The following is an 18,057-nucleotide window of genomic DNA, read 5'->3' on the forward strand; positions in this document are numbered from 1 at the left end:
TTGAACGCATTCCGCTCTGGTGTGGTGATGCCCGCGCCCCTAGCACATGCGGCCCGGAAATCAAACCGGCGCTTACGCAAGCTCAGTTGTTTTCCGGGTAACCGGCGATGCTGGTGCGCGTCAGCTGCCAGTGGACTTCGGCGACTTCCGAGGCCTTGAAGGCAAGCACGATCTGGCGGCTGCGGCGCGGGCCGCCAAGACCGGCGAAATAGATCGATTCCTCGACCTCCGGCACCACTTCGCCAGAGGTGAACACCCAGGTGTCGGCCTGATCGGCGGCCAGCACCAGGCGATCATGCTCGTCTTGCAGCAGGTTGATGTCGGGGTGGACGTGGAAGCGGATGGTGACGAAGTCGCGGCCATTGTTGCGGATCGCAGCATTGCCGGGCCGCTGGAAGCGGTCCCTGCCGGTCAGCACATTGCCGTTCGCCGACAGCTTCAGCTCGCGCTCATGCAGGAAGCCGAAGCGCGGGACATAGCCGTCATGGCGGGCGATGAACCCCTGAACGCCCTTCTGGTCGGTGCGCTTGCACTGCACATGCTGCGGACCGCCGATCAGCGGCGAACCGAGCAGGTCGTTGACGCGCAGTGAATGGCTGAAGCGTGCCGACGAGGTGTCGTTGATGGTGGCGGTCGAGTGCGCCGCGGTGGCGCGCGCCAGCGGTCGGAATTCGGCCGCGCCATAGGTGTCGATGCCGGCATTGACTATGTAGTGCTGGCGGCCGGACGACAGTTCGAAGGCGAGGCAGCTGGCGTGTGCCGCGTTGGACACGTCGACCGGCGGCGGCAGGCCGGTATCGGCGATGACCGTGGTGCCGCCCATCGACAGGCGCTCATAGCCGGAATGCGGCGCATGCAGCAGTGGCGCGCCGGCGGTATCGTCATGGCGCAGGATGGTGGCGATGCGGTCGTGGATGGTGGCGCCCATGCCGTTGAAGCGGGCGAGGCTGCCATCCTGATGGCGGAAGAAGCGCAGCGCCGGCAGCATGCGGTCGATGGCGCCGATCAGCGCCTGCGGCGGCGTTTCCGCCTGGTTGGCATAGGTCTGGCGCAGCGGCAGAAGGTCGGCGAGGATTTCCAGGACGACCATCGGATTGCGCGAGATGTGCCCGCCGTCGGCGAGGATCTGGCGGTCGAGTTCCTCGGCCAGGTTGCGGGTCGCACCACGCAGCGCCGATGCCGGCGCCGGCAGGGACAAAGCGGCGAAGGCGAGCGCGATGCGGGCACGCAGCCTGTCCTTGCCGTCGGGCATTTCACGCGCCATCGACCGGAGGTAGCGGATCTGGACGGCAACCGACTTCAGGAAGGCGCGGTAGAAGGGGAACTCGGCGCCCTGCAGCACGACGGAGGAGTGCTGCAGCCAGGCGATGATGCGCTTGGCCGTCGTGCCGGGCTCCCAGGCGACGCCGGAAATATGGCTGCCATGCATGGCGATCCAGTCGGAGACCAGGGCGCGGGCATTGGCGGCGGCAAGCTCGGTGCCGGCGGCGCGCATATGGCGCAGCCAGCGAAAGCCGTGCAGCGTCTTCTGCCAGCCGTGATTGGGCACGTTGATCTGGAAGGGCGACTTGCCGCCGGTCTCGACCAGATGCCCCGACAGGGGATAGCGGCCGTAATAAATCTCGAGTGCGATCTGCGGGTCGGCGAGGCGCAGGTCCGGCGGTGCGATCAGCACACGTTCCGGCGTGCGGCCGGAATAGCGCCAGCGATAGACCGGCCCGGCACGCAGGCGCCGGCGCGTTTTGCGCCAGAACTCCTTCGCGACAAGCGTCCACAGACGCGTCGTGCTGCTGGCAGCAAGTGCCAAAACCCCTCCTGATCGTCCTCTACCCCGGCGTCGAGTTTACATGATTGAGCGACTCGTGCGAAGGCGAATTCCATGGACGGCGCCGGTTCACCCGGCTTTGCCCGCGACCCTCCCTAAAAAAGTCAGTAAATCCGGGTAGTTAAATCAAAGCGCGCCGCGCCCGACCGGTCGAATACAACGCGCTTTGGTGTTCTGTTCATGCATGTCGTTGTCCCAAAACCGCTGCGCACTTTTGGGCGACATACATTAGCCGGCTCGGCGCATGCGAGCGGCGAAGAAGCCGTCCAGGCCCGAGCGCTCCGGCGTGCCGAGGTCCAGGTCGGCGGGCGTGGTGCGCAGCGTGCCATGCGGCGTCAGGAACGGATCGATGCCGGCGATCTCGCCTTGCCGCAGCGGATCGTTGGCGATTTCAGCCGTGCCGGCCAGAAAGGCACGATAGAGGTCCTCGCCTTCGAGCGGATCGAGCGAGCAGTTGGAAAAGACGATCCTGCCGCCGGGTTTCACCAGCGTGACAGCGCGGGCGAGCAGCCTGCGTTGCAGGTCGGCGAGCTTTTCGACATCGGCCGCCGTCTTGGTCCATGGCACGTCGGGATGCCGCCGCACCGTGCCGGTCGACGAGCAGGGCGCGTCGAGGAGAACGGCGTCGAACAACTCTTCCGGCTGGTATTTGAGCAGGTCGGCCTGGACGATCTCGGCGGACAGGCTGAGGCGGTCGAGATTCTGCGTCAGCCGCACCAGCCGGTTCTTCGAGGTGTCGACGGCGGTGACCTTGGCACCGGCGAGAATGAGCTGCGCGGTCTTGCCGCCGGGGGCGGCGCAGAGATCGGCGACGCGAAGCCCCCTGACATCGCCGAACAGTCGGGCCGGAAGACTGGCCGCCGCGTCCTGGACCCACCAGGCGCCCTCGGCAAAGCCGGGCAGTTCGGTGACAGGCCCAACGAGATTCTCCACCCGGACCGTGCCGGTCGGCAGGACGATGCCGCCGAGCTTTTCGGCCCAAAGCTCGGGATCGGCCTTGACCGAGAAATCGACCGGCGCCTCAACGCGGTGGGCTTCCAGGATCTGCCTTGCCTTATCGGTGCCATAGGTGGCCTTCAGCCGATCGGAAAACCATTTTGGCGCCTCGTCGGTGGCGGCAAGGGCGGCAGGCAGTTCCGTTTCCTTGGCGCGCGCCAAGGTGCGCAGCACGCCATTGACCAGGCCGGAGAAACGCACCGTGCGCGGATCGGACTTGGCATGGGTCACCGCAATGTCGACGGCGGCGCTGTCGGGAATGTCGAGGAACAGGATCTGGGCCGCCGCCACATGCAATATGTGCGACAGCGCGGTGGCGTTGGGCGGCAGCGGCTTTTCCAGGCGGCGCGCCAGCAGCCCTGATATGGTCATGCGATAGCGCAGCGCGGTGACCAGAATGGCCCGCACCAGGCCGCGATCACGCAAATCGAGCGCCCTGTATTGCGGATGGCCGTTCTCATGGTCGGTCAGCCCGTCGAGCGGCGTCCTGGCGTCGATGACGGCGGCAAGCAGCCGCGCCGCCGCCTTGCGGGCGGCAAGGCCGGCAACGAAGTCGCCGCCGTGTTCCTGATCACCTGAAACCGTACGTCGAGGTTCTCTGTCCGCCACGCTCACGACCACCGGCCCTTGGGTCCGGTCGGGTTGCGGCCCCATGGGTTGGATTTCGGCCTGGCGGGCTCCGCTGGTTGCTCAGGCTGCGCTGCCTGGCCCCACGGGCCTGATGGCCGTTGTTCGTCCGCCTGTTGTGGTGCCTGGGCCCGGCGCGGAGCTTGGGTCTCGCTCCCTCCCATCTGCCGCGCCATCGCCTGCAAGGCGGCAATGCGGTTGTCGGTGCTCGGGTGGGTGGAAAACAGACTGTCCATGCGCTCGCCGGAGAGAGGGTTGATGATGAAGAGATGCGCGGTTGCCGGATTGCGCTCGGCATCGGGGTTGCGGATGCGTTCGGCGCCGCGGGCGATCTTGTCAAGGGCCGATGCCAACCAGAGCGGGTGTCCACAGATTTCGGCGCCGCGCCGGTCGGCCTCGTATTCGCGGGTGCGGCTGACCGCCATCTGCACGACCATCGCGGCAAAGGGCGCCACGATCATCGCCGCCAGCACGCCGACGAAGCCGAACGGGTTGTTGTCGCGATTGCCGCCAAGGAAGAAAGCGAAATTGCCGAGCATCGAGATGGCGCCGGCAAAGGTGGCGACGATCGTCATGGTCAGCGTGTCGCGGTGCTGCACATGGGCGAGTTCGTGCGCCATCACGGCTGCGACCTCTTCAGGCGTCAGTGCCTGCAACAAGCCGGTGGAGGCAGCCACCGCCGCGTTCTGCGGGTTGCGGCCGGTGGCAAAGGCGTTCGGCTGCGGGTTGTCGATCAGATAGGTCTTCGGCATCGGCAGGCCTGCCTGTTTGGCCATTGCCTGGACGATGGCGTAATATTCGGGCGCGTTCCGTTCGTCGACCTCGACGGCGCGGTTCATCGACAGCACCATCTTGTCGGCGTTCCAGTAGCTGAACAGATTGGTGCCGGCGGCGATGACCAGCGCGATCATCATGCCGCCCGATCCGCCGATCAAGAAGCCGACGCCCATGAACAGCGCGGTCATCGCGGCAAGAAGCATGGCGGTGCGGATGGTGTTCATCGTCTGCTCCCGTCCAGATGATAGCGAAAGGGGGTCGATAGTCGTGCGTTCATCGCTATATGATGGGAAACGCCAGTTCCTGTTTCAATCCGCTGGACATATCGCATGAACGACGAAACCAGTAAAATCGATGCCAACCTTGGCCATGATTCCTCGCCAAAGGCGCTGACGCCGGCAGCCAGACGGGCGCTCGCGGAGGCCGAAGCAAGGCGCGTAAAATATCTGGAAAAGGAAGCGGCAGCGCCGAAGGAAATCGGCGGCCGTGGCGGCAAGGAGCCCGGCCGCTATGGCGACTGGGAGGTGAAGGGCCTGACCAGCGATTTCTAAGGTATGTTGATATTCAGGTGATGCTGGCCTGCAAGCGTTGGTTTCCGGTGCTCACGTACTTTAGTGCGCTCCGCTCCGGTTCTCGGAAACCATCGCTTTCGACTCAGCCTGACCTGAATCTCAACACACTTTTAAACGGCGTTGCGCTACATCTTCAGGCGGCGCTGCGTTGCGGCTCAAGCGCGATCCAGCCACGCTCGTCGACGGTGATGCTGACAGTTTCATAACCAGTGATCGCAGCATGTTGCGTTGGCATCGGATGCTTGTGCGTGGCGTTGATGACCATGACCGAAGCACCCGCCGCCTCGGCTGCGGTGATACCAGCCGGAGCATCCTCGAACACGAGGCAATCGCGCGCGTCGAAGCCGAGCCGTTCCGCGCCAAGCCGGAAGCAATCGGGCGCCGGCTTGCCGCGCGAAACATCTTCGGCCGCGACGAGGACGCCCGGGACAGGGATGCCGGCAGCCTTCATGCGCAACAGCGCCAGTTCGCGCGGCGCGGAGGTGACGATCGCCCAGCGCTCGGGGGGCAGCGAATCGAGAAATGCGGCTGCGCCGGCGATCTGGAGAATGCCATCCAGATCGGCTGCCTCGGCCTTCAGCAGCAGATCAGCCTCGTACGCCGGGTCTACGCCCGGGAGTGCCAGGCCGGTGATGGTCTCGATCGCCCGCACGCCGTGGATCGTCGGCAGGAAGGCGGCGACGTCGAGGCCCTGGCGGCGTGCCCAATCGCTCCACACCCGTTCCGCCGAGGCGATGGAATTGATGAGCGTGCCGTCCATATCGAAGAGGAAGGCCGCGAATTTTCTGCCTGAATACATGATTTTCCTTGAGTCCGGGGGAGCGCTTGTGGCGTTCCCGAACCTAACGTCTCGGCGACGGCAGGGGAAGACATGGGCCGGGCTTTTCGATCGGCCCCGGGAACCATAGCCAGTCTTTTCGCGTTTGAGCAAAACTGTTTTCCACGACGATCGAAGGGGGAACGCGATGCTGATCCGGCTCGGCTATGAAATCGCCATTGAATGCAGCGAGGCCACCCCGGTGATTTCGCTGCTCGAGATTCACAAGGACCGCCAGGCCGACATCAAGCGGCAGACCCGCGTCCTGACCTCGCCTTCGGTGCCGACGAAGCTCTACCACGATCTGCATGGCAATGCCTGCCGCCGCTTCACCGCGCCCGCCGGTGGTTTTCGCATCCTGTATGACGCGGTCGTCGAGGACAGCGGCGAGACGGACGAGGTCAATACGCTGGCCAGGGAAGTGCCGGTGGCGGACCTGCCCGACGAGGTGCTCTTCTATCTCCTGGGCAGCCGCTATTGCGAGACGGATCATCTGAGCGGCTTGGCTTGGCAGCTCTTCGGCCATCTCCCGCCGGGCTGGGCGCGCGTGCAGGCGATCGTCGACTATGTCCACAACCGGCTGTCCTTCGGCTATGGCTATGCCCGCTCAACCCGCACCGCGGCTCAGGCGCATGAGGAGCGGGTCGGCGTCTGCCGCGACTTTGCCCATCTGGCGATCACGCTTTGCCGCTGCATGAACATTCCGGCGCGCTATGTGAACGGCTATCTCGGTGATATCGGCGTGCCGGTCGATCCGGCGCCGATGGATTTCTCGGCCTGGCTGGAAGTGTTTCTCGACGGCAAATGGTACACGTTCGATGCCCGCCACAACACGCCCAGGACCGGCCGTGTCGTCATCGCGCGCGGCCGCGACGCCACCGACGTGCCGCTGCTGCACAGCTTCGGCCCGCACCGGCTCAGCCTGTTCAAGGTGTGGACCTACGAACAGGAAGGCAATCTGTTCAACCCGCCCTATCACGGCATCGACAGGACGGTCAGCGCGCAGATGCTGGCATAGAGCTGTTCGCAGCCGGGATTCTGATCCGCTTCGAGACACTGCATCCCTTGAGCCTCTGTGCCGGATCGGGACCCGGATCGACATGCCGTCGATCATGGTAAGCGCTTCGTAAACGAAGTCGCTTCCTTGGATTTCCGTTTACCCATTGTTTACCTTACATCCTTCGCAACCCAAGCAAAAACAACAGCTTGATTGCCTGATCCTGGGCTGCGCGGAGGCGACCGCGCAATCCGGCCGGATTCCTGCACTGGCCTTTCCACGGCGACGAGGCCGAGGCGAGCGGAGGCTGCAGGATGCGGAATTACGGGGGGTTTGTTCATGCGATCGGCGGGTTTGCCGGGGATCGCAGTGGAAATTTCGCAGTCCTGTTCGGCCTTGCTGCCTCGGTCTTGGCGCTGGGCGTTGGCTTTTCCGTCAACGTCTCTCAGCTGTACAATGCCAGATCGAGCCTGCAGGGCGTGGTCGACGCCGCCGTGACATCGACCGCACGCGACCTGACGACCGGCGCCATCAAGGAGGCCGATGCCAACAAATCGATTCAGGCCTTTCTCGATGCCAACAGCACGGCAGGCGTCCTGCAGGTCGACCAGATCGTGCTCGACAGACTGACGGTCAACAGTACCGCCAAGACGGTCCAAGCCGACGCCCATGTCGATGTCGCGCTGTATTTCCCGATTTTTGGCACGGGTGACATGAAACGCGTCACCGCTTCCACAACGGCGCTCTATTCGGACAAGACCGTCGAAGTGGCGATGATGCTCGACATAACAGGATCGATGGCGAAGCGGGGCAAGGTCGACAAGATCGGCGATCTGAAAGCAGCTGCAAGAAACGCCGTTCAGACGATGCTGCAGAACCAGGATCCGAAGAACCCCCGCATCCGCGTCGCGATTGTGCCCTACGCATCTGGCGTGAACGCCGGCAAGCTGGCGGAAAACGTCTATGCCGAGAACCAAGGGAGCTCTGAGCTGCCACCGGTCGCCGGCAGTTCGCTTCTCGTCGCCAAGACGGGCAAGGATCTGCTGCCATCCTACAACGATTACATCTCCATTGTTGGCGCGGCGATGCCACACCCCGATAATTGCACGACGGAGCGCAAGGACAAAAACGGCGATGCGGATTTGAGCGCCGACGGGCCAGAGACGGTTCGCACGGACAGGACCGGCAAGAAATATTATGCCCTGGTCAACCGGGATGATCATCTCAGTGGTGGGGGAATGAACAGGTGCCCTGATGCGGAAGTGATCCCGCTGACCGCGGATTCCGATGCATTGCTGGATTCGATCGACGACTTCCAGGCCGGTGGTTATACGGCCGGCGCGATCGCCATTCAGTGGACCTACTACATGCTGTCGCCGCAATGGCGCGCCGCGATCGAGAATGCCGGTCTCGGCAAAGGCGCCTCGGATCCCAATGCGAAGAAGATTGCCAAGGTCGCGATCCTGATGACCGATGGCCAGTTCAACACCGCCTTCGCCGGTGCGGGGGGCAGCTACAACAGCCAGGGCAACCTGGCGCGCGGCAACGCCGAAACGCTGTGCGGCAACATGAAAAATGACGGCATCGAGATTTTCACCATCGGCTTCGATCTGAACGACAAGGACATGTCGGCGACCGAGCGAGACCAGGCAAAGGCGGTGCTGAAGGACTGTTCGTCGAAAGACACCTCCGCCGCCGCGAGACATTATTTCGAGGTGTCCACCGGGGTGGAATTGAACGACGCCTTTCAGGAAATCATCCGCAACACTGAAAAGGTCGTCCTGACCCAGTGATCCGCAAAAAGGAAAAGGCCGCCGCTTCTTGCGAAGCCGGCGGCCTTCCGTGTTTCCGTCCGTGGCGCGGCCCTATGGCGGCGACCCCAAGAGGTCACCCGCCGCGCATCTCGCGCCTTAACGGGAAGACTGCTTCCCGAAAGTGCAATCCGCTGAGGCCACGTTCTGGAAAACGAAATCACTCGACATCGGATCACCTCCTTTCGATTTGTTGAACACACAGAGATGATGGGGTCTCATTTGGGAAATGGCAAGGTGCCACCCTCAAAAAGGCGGGTGTGTGTCTTTCCAGACAGGCTGGCCAGACGGGCGGCTTGCAGTCCAGGGGCAAACAGACAACATTGGTGGTCTGGCTTCTGGGAGGAAGCATGGACCCCACCGACAAGGCCGCGCGGATCGTTCGAACGGTTGTTGAAACGCTGAAACCGGGCTTTGCTGTCAAGCTGTGGACCGGGGAACGGATCGGTCCCACCACCGGCCCTGTGCTCACCGTCAACGACCCGGACATTGTGTGGCAGATGGTTCGCCGTCCCACCTTCTCGACGCTGATCGAGATCTGGACTTCCAAGGCGGTCGACATCGAAGACGGATCGCTGTTTGATTTCTACGCCCTACCTTCGCAAGGCAAACTCAGGACGAAACTCAAGACATTGCCGAAGCTGGCGATCCTGCGTGATCTGCCAGCCGTGCTGTTTTCAAGGAAACAGATGACGGCGCGGACTGATCTTTCGGGGCGCAATCCCTTCGTCAGCGGTTCGAGCCAGGAAGCGATCCGGCATCACTATGACATCTCGAATGCCTTCTATCGGCTCTTCCTCGACGAACGCATGGTCTACAGCTGCGGTTACTTCAAGGATTTCGCCAACAGCATCGATGAGGCGCAGGTCGACAAGCTCGACCATATCTGTCGCAAGCTGCGGCTGAAGCCCGGCGAAAGACTGCTCGACATAGGCTGTGGCTGGGGAGCGATGTTGATCCATGCCGCGAAAAATTACGGCATCACCGGCCACGGCGTCTCGCTGTCGGAAGCCCAGACGAAACTCGCCCGTGAGCGCATTCGCGCCGAGGGACTGGAGGACAGGATCACGATCGAGATAAAATCCTACGCCGAACTTACTGGTACCTTCGACAAGATATCGTCGATCGGCATGTTCGAGCATCTGGGGCTCGCCAACCACGCCGCCTACTTCTCCACCGTCCATCGGCTGCTGAAGCCGGGCGGCATCTATCTGCATCACGCCATCACCAGGCGCAGCAAGGGCGACATCAAGAGAACCCTGCGCAAGGGACCAGAATACAAGGCGCTGATCAAATATATCTTCCCCGGTGGTGAACTCGACACCATCGGCATGACGCTCGGCAATCTCGAGGCGCATGGTTTTCTGGTCCACGATGTCGAGAACCTGCGCGAGCACTATGCCCGCACTTGCAGGCTGTGGGCCGAGCGCCTGCATGCACGCTTCGGTGAGGCAATCGTCGAGGTGGGCGAAGCCAAGGCGCGGCTGTGGCTGCTTTACCTGACTGGCTGTTCGATCACCTTCGAACGCGCCTCGGCACAGATTTTCCAGACCGTCGTCACCAAGCGCGCGCGTGGCCCGAGCGGGCTGCCGCCGACGCGGGCGGATCTGTACCAATGATCAGATGAAGCGCATCGTGTCGCCGACCTCGACGCTGGCCGGCTGATCGACCGTGCAATAGACGCCGAGATTGTGTGCGTTGTGGCGGACCAGATTGCGCAGGATGCCGGGATCATTGTCGAAGCCATCCTGGGCGATGATGGTGAAACCGCAGCGGCGGCAAGGTTCCGAGATGGTCAGCAACAGGTCGCCGATCGCCAGCTTGCGGCCGATCCATTCCGTCTCCGGAAACGACCCTTCGATTGCCGCCATGTCGACGACGACGTTGGGACGAAAACGGCGCGGGTCGGGGCTGCCTTCCGGATGCAATGCCTTCAGGCGCGCCAGCGAAGCCGTGGTCAACAGATGGATCGGCGCCTTGCGGTAGCGCTCCGTGGTCAGCGGGCCGGAATAGCCAGGCGCGGCATTCTCTTGGCGAAACGGTCGGATCGAGGCTTCGAAGCCGAGATAGGCCGACACCGCGCGGTCGCTCTCGATACCCGGCGCAGCCAGCCAGCCGCCGTCCGGGACGGCGATCTCGAGTTCGCGGGCAGGCGACAGCCGAGTGCGGATGCGCGGCACCTTGTGCCATTTCGCGTCGCGGTCCGGCCGGGCGATTTCATTGTCGGACACGTCGACAAGGCCGAACAGGCGGTCGCCGTCGATGCTCTCGACGTCGACCGAGATTGTTTCCAAGCGCTCACCGGCAAGCGAACTCGCCGGATAGCGCCAGAGCTCACTGACGGTGCCCAGTGCGGCCTCGTGCTGCATCAAGCCTTCTTGTTCTGCCGGTTGGCAATCAGGTCTTCGACGACGGCCGGGTCGGCCAGCGTCGAGGTGTCGCCGAGGGCTGAAAAATCGTCCTCGGCGATTTTGCGCAGGATGCGGCGCATGATCTTGCCCGAGCGCGTCTTCGGCAGGCCGGGCGCGAACTGGATCTTGTCGGGCGAAGCGATGGCGCCGATCTCCTTGCGGACATGGGCGATCAGTTCCTTGCGCAACTCCTCGGTCGGCTGCTCGCCGCCCATCAGCGTGACGTAGCAGTAGATGCCCTGGCCCTTGATGTCGTGCGGATAGCCGACGACGGCGGCTTCCGAAACCTTGTCGTGGCTGACCAGTGCGGATTCGACTTCTGCCGTGCCCATGCGGTGCCCGGAGACGTTGATGACGTCGTCGACGCGGCCGGTGATCCAGTAATAGCCGTCGGCGTCGCGGCGGCAGCCGTCGCCGGTGAAGTACTTGCCCTTGTATGTGGAAAAATAGGTCTGGATGAAGCGGTCATGATCGCCATAGACGGTGCGCATCTGACCGGGCCAGGAATCGGTGATGCACAGATTGCCGTCGGCCGCTCCCTCCAGCACCTTGCCCTCGCCGTCGACCAGCTGCGGCTTGACGCCGAAGAACGGCCGCGTCGCCGAACCTGCCTTGAGGTCGGTGGCGCCGGGCAGCGGCGTGATCAGGATGCCGCCGGTCTCGGTCTGCCACCAGGTGTCGACGATCGGCACCTTGCCGTTGCCGACGATGTTGAAATACCACTCCCAGGCTTCCGGATTGATCGGCTCGCCGACCGAACCCAGCACGCGCAGCGACTTGCGCGATGTCTTCTTCACATGGGAGTCGCCGGCGCCCATCAGCGCGCGCAGCGCCGTCGGCGCGGTGTAGAAGATGTTGACCTTGTGCTTGTCGATGACGTCCCAGAAGCGCGATTGCGACGGATAGTTCGGCACGCCTTCGAACATCAGCGTGGTGGCGCCGTTGGCGAGCGGCCCGTAGACGATGTAGCTGTGGCCGGTGACCCAGCCGACATCGGCGGTGCACCAGTAGATGTCGCCGTCATGGTAGTCGAAGACATATTGGTGCGTCATCGAGACGTAGACGAGATAGCCGGCGGTGGTGTGCAGCACACCCTTCGGCTTGCCGGTCGAGCCCGAGGTGTAGAGGATGAACAGCGGATCCTCGGCCTTCATCTTTTCGGGCTTGCATTCGGCCTTCACCGTGGCGATCTCGTCGTGGTACCAGACGTCGCGTCCCGGTGCCCAGCCGACCTTGCCGCCGGTGCGGCGCACGACGACGACGTTCTTGACCATGACGAAATTCTTGGCGGCGATGTCGATCGCCTTGTCGGTGTTCTCCTTCAGCGGAATGGCCTTGCCGCCGCGCAGGCCTTCGTCGGCAGTGATGACGAAGGTCGATTCGCAATCGACGATGCGGCCGGCCAACGCGTCCGGCGAAAAGCCGCCGAAGACGATCGAGTGGATGGCGCCGATGCGCGTGCAGGCCAGCATCGCATAGGCCGCTTCCGGGATCATCGGCATGTAGATGGTGACGCGGTCACCCTTCTTGACGCCGTGTTTCTTCATCACATTGGCGAGCCGGCAGACATGCTCGTAAAGCTCGTTGTAGGTGATCTTCTTGTCGTCGTAGGGATTGTCGCCTTCCCAGATGATGGCGGTCTGGTCGCCGCGCTTCTTCAGGTGCCGGTCGATGCAGTTGACCGAGACGTTGGTCAGCCCGTCCTCGAACCATTTGATCGAGACCTTGCCGTCGAAGGAGGTATTCTTGACCTTGCTGAAGGGCTTGAACCAGTCGATGCGCTTGCCGTGCTTGCCCCAGAACTTGTCCGGGTTCTTGACGCTGTCGGCATACCATTTCAGGTAGGTGTCATTGTCGATCAGCGCGTTTTTCTTCCACGCCGGCTGGACGCGATGGACATGAACCTCGGACATTTCTTCACTTCCTCCCAAACCAATCCGCCGGCTTGAAACGCCGGCGGGATCGCGACAAAGCTGCCGCGAATTCGGCGGCATTATTACCAGTTCGTCCGTCATCGCAATATTAGACGTTGGATTCGCGCGGCGGGATGCCGCAGGTGGCTTCTCCAGGGGCTGTCAGCACTCGGACAAGCTCGCTGCTAACTGCATGTTTTCGCGCGGAAAACCTGTTTTCGATCAGGAAAAATCAATAGACAGTTAAGCAACGGCGCGCACACTCTGACGTTGGGAGGAAAGGAGACTCAACCACGGACCGCCCAAGGGGGACTGTCATGCGCGACCATTCCGAAATGGACCTGATGCTCAAAGGCTATGGCCTGACTACGGCCAAGATTCTCTATCATTTCCCCGACCATCCCCATCTGCTGCAGAGCTTCATCTGGCAGGACTACGACCTGGCGCCGCAATTTCCGGTGCTGATCAAATTCATCGAATTCTGGAAGGCCAAGCTGGACGGGCCGCTGCATTCGATCAGCTATACGCATCAGAAGCTGATCGCGCCGAATGAATGGCGCAAGGTCGATGGCGAGTTCGTGCTGCACTGAGATCGGTAGGCAGGCATTTTATCGACCACTAGTGGTTGGCGCAAACGCCCATCACGTCGTCATCCACGGGCGAAGCAAGGAGCGAAGCGACGCGGCGCAGACCCGAGGATCCATGCTGGGACTCCGAAACGTCACAACGGTGCAGAATTCTGCTCCGCTGCACTTTACGGCCAAGGTCGCGGCATGGGTCCTCGGGTCTTCGCGACGCCGCTTCGCGGCTGCTCCGCCCGTGGATGACGAAGTTGAGGGGCTACGGCTACCTCCAATGTCTATGGCGGTTCCGGAACGCAGGACTGCGACTTAATCAAACCGCCGGCGGATTGAGCCGGGCGAAACCTTCCTGGCGGTGATAGGGGAAATACGGGTAGGGCGCTGTGACTTCGCTTGCCGCGTCGAGTGTCCTGATCTGCTCCGGCGTCAAATTCCAGCCAACGGCGCCGAGATTCTGGCGCAGCTGTTCTTCGTTGCGGGCGCCGATGATAACGGAGGAAACGGTCGGGCGCTGCAGCAGCCAGTTGATCGCGATCTGTGGCACGGTCTTGCCGGTTTCCTGCGCCACCGCGTCGAGCGCATCCATGACCCGGTAGAGATGCTCGTCCTCGACCGGCGGCCCGAAGCTCGCCGTTTCGTGCAGCCGGCTCTTTTCCGGCAAAGGCTGGCCACGGCGGATCTTGCCGGTCAGGCGGCCCCAGCCGAGCGGGCTCCACACCAGCGCGCCGACGCCCTGGTCGAGGCCGAGCGGCATCAACTCCCACTCATAGTCGCGGCCGACCAGCGAATAATAGACCTGATGCGCGACATAGCGCGGATAGCCTTGGCTGTCGGCTTGCGCCAACGACTTCATCACTTGCCAGCCGGAGAAATTGGAGACGCCGACATAGCGCAGCTTGCCGGTGCGCATGAGCTCGTCCAGCGTCGACAGAACCTCCTCGATCGGTGTGCCGGCATCGAAGGCATGCAGCTGCAAAAGGTCGATGTAATCGGTGCCGAGACGTTTCAACGCGGCGTCGACGGATCTGATCAACCGCGAACGGGACGAGCCGTAGTCGGCCGGCCCATCGCCCATCGGCAGCGAGGTCTTGGTCGAGATCAGCACGGCGTCGCGGCGGCCTTTTATGGCTTCGCCAAGCACCTCTTCCGAAGCGCCGTTCGAATAGACGTCGGCCGTGTCGAACAAGTTGACGCCGGCCTCCAGGCAGATGTCGATCAGCCGCCGCGCTTCCCTGGCGTCGCTGTTGCCCCAGGCGCCGAATAGCGGGCCGGAACCGCCAAAGGTCCCCGCGCCGAATGAGAGTGCGGGCACTTTCAAGCCCGATGCACCGAGACGTCGATAGTCCATCTTTTTACTCCTGGTGGTGTGGAATGAGGGTGTCGAAAGCGGGTTTGCCGAGGACGGTCACGACCGGATGGAGGCAGGCTCGCCGAGCGTGGCGGTACGATCGAGACGCAGCGCCAGTCCCGCCACGCCGAGTGCCGCGAGCGGCAGCAGGGCGGCGACCCAGGTGAGGGAACCGAGACCAAGCCCGTGGGCAATGACCGCGCCACCAAGCCAGGCGCCTGCCGCATTGCCGAGATTGAAGGCGGCGATGTTGAAGGACGAGGCGAGGCTCTGGCCCGCACCTTGCGCCTTGTCCAGCACCCACATCTGCAGCGGCGCCACGGTGGCGAAGGCGGCAGCGCCGAGCAGGCCGACATAGATGACGGCCATGACCTGGCTGTGGATGGCGAAGGTCATGGTGGCGAGCACCAGTGCCAGCACCACGAGACTTCCCAGCACGGCCGGCACCAGCCAGCGGTCGGCGATCTTGCCGCCAAGCAAATTGCCGGCGATGAGACCGCCGCCGAAGACGAGCAGGATCGGCGACACGGCTGCTTCCTTGAAGCCGCTTATCTCGGTCAGCAACGGCGCGATATAGGTGAAGACGGCGAAGACACCGGCATAGCCGAGCACGGTGGTGGCAAGACCGAGCAGGACGGGCGTGCGGCGCAGCACGGCGAGATCGGCGCGAAGGTCGCTCTTTTCGGGCGCCGTCGGGCTGCGTGGCACCAGAGCCAGGATGACGGCGAAGGCCGCCAGACCGACCAATGTCACCGCCCAGAAGGTCGCCCGCCAGCCAAAGGCCTGGCCGAGCCAGGTGCCGAAGGGCACGCCGAGGATGTTGGCGATGGTCAGGCCGGTGAACATCAGCGCGATCGCCGAGGCCTTCTTGTTGGGCGCGACCAGGCCGGTGGCGACGACGGAGCCGACGCCGAAGAAGGTGCCGTGGGCAAAGGCGGTGATGATGCGGGCGCCCATCAGCGTCCAGTAGTCGGGTGCCAGCGCACAGGCGAGATTGCCAAGCGTGAAGATCGCCATCAGCGCAAGGAGCACGGTCTTTCGCGGCCAGTTGCCGGTGGCGATGGTCAGCAGGGGCGCGCCGATGACGACGCCAAGCGCATAACCAGAAATGAGCTGGCCGGCGGCCGAGATCGAAACGCCGAGATCCTTGCTGACATCGAGCAGCAGACCCATGATGACGAATTCGGTGACGCCAATGCCGAAGGCACCGGCGGCGAGGGCGTAGAGAGCAAGAGGCATGGCGGTTTCCACTTCGATGACGAAGAGCGCCGTCCCGCGCCCCGACCCGAAAGATCGTGTTGCCCTGCATTGTGAACCAGACTTGCCTTGGGCACATTTTCTGTGAAATAGATTCACAAATGGCCAGGTCCGACATCAATCGCTCCGGCGAGATCGAAGTGTTCGTGCGCGTCGTCGAGGAAGGCAGTTTTTCCTCCGCCGCACGCGCGTTGCACATGACGCCGTCGGCGGTGAGCAAGCTGATTGCGCGGCTGGAGGCCAGGCTTGGCGCGCGGCTGGTCAGCCGCTCGACGCGAAAGCTGCAACTGACGCCGGAAGGCACAGCGTTCTACGAGAGCAGCCTGCGCATCCTCGCCGACATGGCGGCGGCCGAGCAGGAGGCAGCGGCGGGTGCGGCGCCACGCGGACGGCTGCGCGTCAACAGCTACGTGCCCTTCGGGGTGCATCGGCTGATCCCGCTGCTGCCGCGCTTCCTCGAACGCTACCCCGAGATTTCGGTCGATCTGGTGCTGACCGACAGCGTCATCGATCTGATGGCCGAACGCGCCGATGTCGCCATCCGTGCCGGACCGCTGAGCGAGTCACGGCTGGTGGCGCGCAAGCTCGGGCAAAGCCCGGTGGTCGTCGTTGCAGCACCTTCTTACCTCGATACGCACGGCATGCCGCTGACGCCAGCCGATCTCGACAGGCACAACCGCATGGGTTTCGGTTTTGTACGGCATGTCGACGGTTGGCCGTTCCTCGACGCGGAGGGCCGCGCCGTCATGGTTCCGATCACCGGCAACACGCTGGTCAGCGATGGCGAAGCGATGCGGCTGATGGCGCTGGCTGGCGCCGGCATCGCCCGGCTGGCCCGCTGGCATGTGGCGTCCGATATCGCAGCCGGCCGGCTGGTGTCGCTGCTGGAGGCATTCAATCCGGGCGACGAGGAGCCCACCCACGCCGTCTATGTCGGCCAGGGCCGGCACCTGCCGGCGCGGGTGCGCGCCTTTCTCGATTTTCTCGGCGAGAGCGTCCGGCTTACCTGACATCCCCGGAGCCACGGGCTCCCGGGATGTCAGCCTGGGCTGCGTTATGCTTTCGGCGTGAATGGCGCCGGGCGACGGCCCGCTGCCTGACGCTCCAGCATCCAGCCGGGATATTCGGACGGCAGGGCGCTGACCTCGTCGAGACGAACCAGATCGTCGGTGTCGAGCTTCAGTTGGGTCGCGGCAAGGTTCTGCTCCAGCTGCTCCATGCGGCTGGCGCCGATGATGACGCTCATCACGAAGGGCTTGGCCAGGACATAGCCGAGCGCCACCGTGGCGACGCTGACATCATGCTTTTTGGCGATTTCGCGCATGACGGCGACGGCCGCCCAGGCGCGATCCTCGTTTACCGGCGGGAAGTTGAAGCTGGCCCGGCGGCCTTCGCCATTGCCCGGTGCGCCGGGGCCGTATTTGCCGGACAGCAGGCCGCCGGCCATCGGCGACCACACCATCAGGCCGAGCTTCTCCTCGTTGAGCAACGGCACGATCTCGCGCTCGAGGTCGCGGCCGGCGATCGAATAATAGGACTGGACGGTCTCGAAACGGGCGAAGCCCTTGCGCTCGGCGATGCCGAGCGCCTTGGCGATGCGCCATGCCGCCCAGTTGGAGACGCCGACATAGCGGACCTTGCCGCTGGCGACCAGATCGTCCAGTGCCCGCAGCGTCTCGTCGATCGGCGTCACGGTGTCGGTGCCGTGCAGCTGGTAGAGATCGATATGGTCGAGTTGCAGCCGCTCGAGGCTGGCGTCGACCGAGTCCATGATGTGGCCGCGTGACGAGCCGCGCTGGTTGGGGCCTTCGCCCATGGCGCCATGCGCCTTGGTGGCGATGACCACGTTCTGCCTGTTGACGCCGAGATCCCTGAGCGACTGACCCAGCAGGCGCTCGGATTGGCCGAAGGAGTAGACGTCGGCCGTGTCGAAGAAATTGACGCCGGCGGCGAGCGAATGGGCAACAATCTCATTGACGCCCTTCTGGTCGAGGCTGGCGATCAGGCCCCATTGGGCATTTTCACCGGCAGCACCGAAGGTCATGGTGCCGAGGCAGAGTTCGGAGACGAACATCCCCGTATTTCCAAGCTGGTTATAACGCATGGTGGAGGCTCCAGAGAGTTT

15 protein-coding genes are annotated in these 18,057 nt (G+C 63.5%); 6 read left to right on the forward strand and 9 right to left on the reverse strand.

The genetic code is table 11. From position 1 onward, the window contains the following. Window positions 1-82: 82 nt before the first annotated feature. The 3 genes from ACZ89F_RS34045 to htpX form a co-directional block, all read right to left on the reverse strand. Entirely contained in the window at window positions 83-1,807 is a 1,725-nt protein-coding gene (locus tag ACZ89F_RS34045; protein ID WP_476096614.1) for a heparinase II/III family protein, read from the reverse strand. A 246-nt stretch (window positions 1,808-2,053) separates the two neighbouring features. Then, entirely contained in the window at window positions 2,054-3,436 is a 1,383-nt protein-coding gene (locus ACZ89F_RS34050) for an RsmB/NOP family class I SAM-dependent RNA methyltransferase (RefSeq protein ID WP_476096615.1), read from the reverse strand. After that, window positions 3,433-4,449: a zinc metalloprotease HtpX gene (gene htpX / locus ACZ89F_RS34055; RefSeq protein ID WP_476096616.1), complete on the reverse strand. Its 1,017-nt coding sequence runs from the start codon at window positions 4,447-4,449 to the stop codon at window positions 3,433-3,435. The genes ACZ89F_RS34050 and htpX overlap by 4 nt, the downstream gene beginning before the upstream one ends. A 105-nt stretch (window positions 4,450-4,554) precedes the next feature. Here htpX and ACZ89F_RS34060 point away from each other — a divergent pair, with 105 nt between their 5' ends. Continuing rightward, window positions 4,555-4,776, forward strand: a complete 222-nt coding sequence (locus ACZ89F_RS34060; RefSeq protein WP_476096617.1) for a DUF1674 domain-containing protein — start codon at window positions 4,555-4,557, stop codon at window positions 4,774-4,776. 154 nt (window positions 4,777-4,930) lie between these two features. Here ACZ89F_RS34060 and ACZ89F_RS34065 read toward each other — a convergent pair whose 3' ends face one another. Next, entirely contained in the window at window positions 4,931-5,596 is a 666-nt protein-coding gene (locus tag ACZ89F_RS34065) for an HAD-IA family hydrolase (protein ID WP_476096618.1), read from the reverse strand. Window positions 5,597-5,762: 166 nt separating this feature from the next. Here ACZ89F_RS34065 and ACZ89F_RS34070 point away from each other — a divergent pair, with 166 nt between their 5' ends. The 3 genes from ACZ89F_RS34070 (at window position 5,763) to ACZ89F_RS34080 (ending at window position 10,041) form a co-directional block, all read left to right on the forward strand. Further along, entirely contained in the window at window positions 5,763-6,632 is an 870-nt protein-coding gene (locus tag ACZ89F_RS34070; protein ID WP_476096619.1) for a transglutaminase-like domain-containing protein, read from the forward strand. Between the two features lie 293 nt (window positions 6,633-6,925). Then, window positions 6,926-8,404: a TadE/TadG family type IV pilus assembly protein gene (locus ACZ89F_RS34075; protein WP_476096620.1), complete on the forward strand. Its 1,479-nt coding sequence runs from the start codon at window positions 6,926-6,928 to the stop codon at window positions 8,402-8,404. 368 nt (window positions 8,405-8,772) lie between these two features. Continuing rightward, window positions 8,773-10,041 carry a class I SAM-dependent methyltransferase gene (locus tag ACZ89F_RS34080; RefSeq protein ID WP_476096621.1) on the forward strand — a complete coding sequence of 423 codons (1,269 nt, stop codon included), beginning with the start codon at window positions 8,773-8,775 and terminating at the stop codon, window positions 10,039-10,041. Here ACZ89F_RS34080 and ACZ89F_RS34085 read toward each other — a convergent pair whose 3' ends face one another. Together ACZ89F_RS34085 and acs are read right to left on the reverse strand one after the other, a co-directional pair. After that, window positions 10,042-10,791: an MOSC domain-containing protein gene (locus tag ACZ89F_RS34085; RefSeq protein ID WP_476096622.1), complete on the reverse strand. Its 750-nt coding sequence runs from the start codon at window positions 10,789-10,791 to the stop codon at window positions 10,042-10,044. Further along, window positions 10,791-12,746 (reverse strand): acetate--CoA ligase, encoded by a 1,956-nt coding sequence (acs, locus tag ACZ89F_RS34090; protein ID WP_476096623.1) that lies wholly within the window; start codon window positions 12,744-12,746, stop codon window positions 10,791-10,793. The genes ACZ89F_RS34085 and acs overlap by 1 nt, the downstream gene beginning before the upstream one ends. Before the next feature lie 317 nt (window positions 12,747-13,063). Here acs and ACZ89F_RS34095 point away from each other — a divergent pair, with 317 nt between their 5' ends. Then, complete coding sequence (locus ACZ89F_RS34095; protein WP_109664371.1) at window positions 13,064-13,336, forward strand: usg protein; 273 nt, start codon at window positions 13,064-13,066, stop codon at window positions 13,334-13,336. Between the two features lie 304 nt (window positions 13,337-13,640). Here ACZ89F_RS34095 and ACZ89F_RS34100 read toward each other — a convergent pair whose 3' ends face one another. Next, entirely contained in the window at window positions 13,641-14,675 is a 1,035-nt protein-coding gene (locus ACZ89F_RS34100) for an aldo/keto reductase (protein WP_476096624.1), read from the reverse strand. Window positions 14,676-14,732: 57 nt separating this feature from the next. Continuing rightward, the gene (locus ACZ89F_RS34105; protein ID WP_476096625.1) at window positions 14,733-15,914 is read right to left on the reverse strand and encodes an MFS transporter; all 1,182 of its coding nucleotides are present in this window, start codon (window positions 15,912-15,914) and stop codon (window positions 14,733-14,735) included. A 119-nt stretch (window positions 15,915-16,033) separates the two neighbouring features. Between ACZ89F_RS34105 and ACZ89F_RS34110 the strand changes: the two genes are divergently transcribed. Next, complete coding sequence (locus ACZ89F_RS34110) at window positions 16,034-16,942, forward strand: LysR family transcriptional regulator (RefSeq protein ID WP_476096626.1); 909 nt, start codon at window positions 16,034-16,036, stop codon at window positions 16,940-16,942. A gap of 44 nt (window positions 16,943-16,986) precedes the next feature. Here the strand turns inward: ACZ89F_RS34110 and ACZ89F_RS34115 are convergent, their stop codons facing one another. Continuing rightward, window positions 16,987-18,036, reverse strand: a complete 1,050-nt coding sequence (locus tag ACZ89F_RS34115) for an aldo/keto reductase (RefSeq protein WP_476096627.1) — start codon at window positions 18,034-18,036, stop codon at window positions 16,987-16,989. Window positions 18,037-18,057: the final 21 nt, after the last annotated feature.

The organism is Mesorhizobium sp. USDA 3734, from assembly GCF_056279665.1.